The organism is Candidatus Binatia bacterium (assembly GCA_036382395.1).
Classification (GTDB): domain Bacteria; phylum Desulfobacterota; class Binatia; order HRBIN30; family HRBIN30; genus JAGDMS01.
Genome location: DASVHW010000376.1, coordinates 1 through 3,676, shown reverse-complemented (window position 1 = coordinate 3,676; position 3,676 = coordinate 1). Strand labels below are relative to the sequence as shown.

Genomic DNA, 3,676 nt, shown 5'->3' with positions numbered 1-3,676 from the left:
GTTGACCGAGTCGTCGATCGACATGCCCCAGCCCTCGTTGAGGATCTCGACCCCGAACAGCTTGGCCGAGGCGGCGGCGCCGTACTCGTTGGCGGCGACGACGGTGATCTCGAAGGGCAGGGCCTGGTCGGAGTACCAGGGGAGGGCGGGCTCCTTGAAGCTCTGCACTTCCGACAGCGGGATGTCGTCGATCTGGTCGACGGTGGCGGGTGAGGTTTGACAACGGCGGAATGTTAGCATATATATGTATATATGCGCTACTACTCCGTCTCCTCGCCCGCCGCCCTCGGCCTCATCCTGGCTGAGCGTCGCCGCCATCGTAACCTCTCGGTCATCGAGTTGGGCCAGCTGTGCGGGACCACCGCCCGTGAGATCCGCCGGCTCGAGGAAGGCCGCTGGATCCCGTCGCCGTCACAGGCTTGGTCGCTCGCCGAAGTACTCGGGCTGGAACCAGAGGAACTCGCGGCCTGGGCCGTCCGTCAACTGCTCTTCCACCCCGAGCTGCTGGCTGAGCACGTACTGTCGGCAGCAGCCTAAAGGACGGTGCCACCGTGCCCACTTACTTGGCATCGCATCGGCCAGTTATGCTCACCGCTGTCACCGAGGAGGTGAGCACGCCATGCCGATCTCCGCACAGGTGCCGGAGGGATACACCCGGCTGACCTTCAACCTGGACAAGAAGCTGCACAAGAAACTGAAGCAGATGGCCCTGGACGAGGACAAGAACATGAGCGACATCCTCGTCGAGCTGATCGAGGCTTATCTTCAGCATCGCCCACCCAGCCTACATAAGAAGGACCGACGATGAAGAAGAAGACGGTGCGGGGCCGGACGGCGCCGCCGACGATCGAAGAGCTGCGGGCCAGCTTCGAGGCCATGGCAGACGGCTACCAGGACCTGTGGATCGAGGAGGTGCTGTCGGACGCGCCGCGCTGGGGGCAGGTGCTGGGCCTGCACCTGCGGATCTGCGAACTGGAACACCTGGAGGAAGCCGGCTTGGAGCTGCTGCAATGAAGGCCGCCATCTATGGCCGCGTCTCGACTGTCGACCAAAACGCCGAGAGCCAGCTGTATGACGTCCGCCAGCTGGCGGCGCAGCGCGGCTTCGAGGTCGTCGAGGAGTACATCGATGTCGGCTACAGCGGCGCGCGAGCGCGCCGCCCGGCCCTGGATCGGATGCTGTCGGACGCTCGCCACGCTCGCTTTGCAGTCGTGATGGTGTGGGCCTCCGATAGGCTCGCCCGCAGCGTGAAGCACTTCGTCGAAGTGCTCTCCGAACTGGACCACCTCGGCATCGCCTACGTCTCTTATAGGGAAAACATCGACACGCAGGGGGCGTTGGGCAGGGCCCTCATGATCATCGTGGCAGCGATCGCCGAGTTGGAAAGGTCGCTGATCGTGGAAAGGGTGAAAACCGGCATGCGGCGCGCCCGCCTGGAAGGCCGTCATATCGGCCGCCGCCCGCTCGATCTGGATCACGTGGCGATCCGCCGTGACCGCGCCCGGGGCATGAGCCTTGGCCAGCTGGCCCAGGCTTACCACATCAGCCGCACCACCGTCCGCCGCGTTCTCGCCCTTGCGCCTAAAGGGGTGCCGCAGGCGGAACCGCAAACCCAAGAAAACAGGCGGCCGGAAACGGCCGCCTGAGCTGCGCCTTAAGGTGTGGGTTAAGGTACCCGGCCGGCTGCCCGTCAGCCCTTATCCTCTTCCATATCCGATTGATCACTTCGAGGTATCTGGCACAGCAGGCAGAGGCGCTCCAGCAAGTCGCTTTTTCACCAGACGCGCCAGGAAATCCCTGAACGGCCCGATGTCCTCGCCCACACTCGCTCTTTCGAGAGCCTCCATGTAAGTCTTGCGTTCCTCGACCGGTACAACGGTCCAAGGATAACCGCCCGACGCCATCATCACATTCATCAAAAACCGCCCCACGCGCCCGTTCCCGTCCATATAGGGGTGGATGTACACGAATACAAAATGCCCGAGTACAACTCGTACTGCCGGATCTTTCTCTTCGTGCAACAGATTGAAAAAAACAGGCATGGTATCCCTCACCGCGTCGCGGTTCAGAGGCACATGCATGGACTGACGAATGTAAACTTGACCCGTGCGATAACCGGCCAGGTCGGCGGGCTTTAGCAGACCGGCGGTGACGCTCGGAGCAAACATCTCCCGATACCACGTCCGGTGATCTTCTTCTGCAACTAGACCCGGATTTTCGTCCTTCAGGACCCTGCTGATGCTTTTCTGCACTGCCTGATACGCCTGCCAGTATCCGCTTGCCGCCATGGCATTTCGCTGCTCACGGTCCTGTTCGTTTTCTTCCGGATTCCACGTGCCGCTGCGGACGCGCCGAATCATGTCAGTAGTGACGCGATACCCTTCGATTGACAGGGAATGATAGGCATCGGTCACATACGCTTCCTCGACGCGCTTCATATACGCACCGACATTACGCGGCAGTCCCGGCGCCTTTGGGAACCGCTCAATGACGGGTCCCCTCATCTTTTGCCATAGCAGTCTTATGCGGCTCACATAAGGAGATGTTTCGCGCATCGGAAGAAGGATGGGCGTGACATCCGTGAATGGATCGGCTTCACGCACGTTATACCCTGCGGCCGACATCGTCTTCGTAATCTCATCCGCGATGCGGTCGCGCCCGCTGTTGCGGAAGGCGCCGGCCAGACGGCCGGCGATCGTGCTGTGCCCCCCCTCCAGAAGCTTGGCAAGCAGGCCGGAAGCGTCGCGGACCATCGCCAGCGCCGCGCGCACGTCAGTCGCATGGCTCGAAAAGTATTGGGGAGAGCACTCGATCAGGGCCGATTCGAGCGAAAAAATACGTAGTCCTTCCTTTTCCTCTCGGTCAGCCGGTTGAGGCAATGCGGCGTGCAGATCCAACAAAGAAGTCCCGTGCGGGAGTTGGGTCACGTTGTTCCGGCCCTTCGGTGATCGGGCGACGAGCTGCCGGGGGACAGTCCAGTTCCCCCCGTGCAGAGACAGCGACTGCTCCGGAGATAGACACCAGTTCCGGCCGAATCGCGTTTCCAGATAGACAGCAGAGAACCGCCAAAACGAAGCGTACCACGCCGTGCTTTCTCCCCTGGCTTCGTCCGGACGGCTGGGAATGTACCATCCTTTTATCACCTCCCGCAGAAACCCGCTTGCGAGAAGACGCTCCCGGTGAGTGCGCGTCATGTCTCTCGCCCGTATGGCAGCTGCGCCGTTGGCGTTCTGCAACGCATAGAGGATTTCCAGGGACTGGGCCAATTTTTCCGAGGGTTGCGCCATCGAGCCTATCCTTCAACTAGTTCAATGTGTTGTGCATTGACTAGTGTATGATGTTGTCTAAGTACTAGTCTATTACGTTGTATCATTATTAGTGTTTTGTGTCGAGCGCGAACTAGCCTTCCCCGCAAAACGCGACAGTTTCTCGGATGACGGACCACTCCGAAACAATCCACCTGGCCCGGATAAGGGCTGACGGGCAGCCGGCCGGGTACCTTAACCCACACCTTTTAATACAGCTCAGGCGGCCGTTGGCGGCCGCCTGTTTTCTTGGGTTTGCGGTTCCGCCTGCGGCACCCCTTTAAGCGCAGGGGCGAGGACGCGGCGAACTGTGGTGCGGGAGATCTTGTAGGCCTTGGCCAACTGGCCCAGGCTCATGCCGCGGGCGCGGT

At 61.1% G+C, this 3,676-nt stretch carries 6 protein-coding genes; 4 read left to right on the top strand and 2 right to left on the bottom strand.

Annotation, left to right across the window (positions count from 1 at the left end):
* A partial coding sequence (locus VF515_18090; protein ID HEX7409542.1) for a hypothetical protein occupies window positions 1-240 on the bottom strand: 240 nt, incomplete at its 3' end.
* A gap of 12 nt (window positions 241-252) precedes the next feature.
* Here VF515_18090 and VF515_18085 point away from each other — a divergent pair.
* The 4 genes from VF515_18085 (at window position 253) to VF515_18070 (ending at window position 1,646) form a co-directional block, all read left to right on the top strand.
* Entirely contained in the window at window positions 253-537 is a 285-nt protein-coding gene (locus tag VF515_18085; protein ID HEX7409541.1) for a helix-turn-helix transcriptional regulator, read from the top strand.
* Between the two features lie 82 nt (window positions 538-619).
* A complete protein-coding gene (locus tag VF515_18080; protein HEX7409540.1) occupies window positions 620-808 on the top strand; it encodes a ribbon-helix-helix protein, CopG family in 189 nt (62 codons plus the stop codon).
* Entirely contained in the window at window positions 805-1,014 is a 210-nt protein-coding gene (locus tag VF515_18075; GenBank protein HEX7409539.1) for a hypothetical protein, read from the top strand. Before VF515_18080 ends, VF515_18075 begins: the two co-directional genes overlap by 4 nt.
* Entirely contained in the window at window positions 1,011-1,646 is a 636-nt protein-coding gene (locus VF515_18070) for a recombinase family protein (GenBank protein HEX7409538.1), read from the top strand. The genes VF515_18075 and VF515_18070 overlap by 4 nt, the downstream gene beginning before the upstream one ends.
* A 75-nt stretch (window positions 1,647-1,721) precedes the next feature.
* Here VF515_18070 and VF515_18065 read toward each other — a convergent pair whose 3' ends face one another.
* A complete protein-coding gene (locus VF515_18065; GenBank protein HEX7409537.1) occupies window positions 1,722-3,287 on the bottom strand; it encodes a Fic family protein in 1,566 nt (521 codons plus the stop codon).
* Window positions 3,288-3,676: the final 389 nt, after the last annotated feature.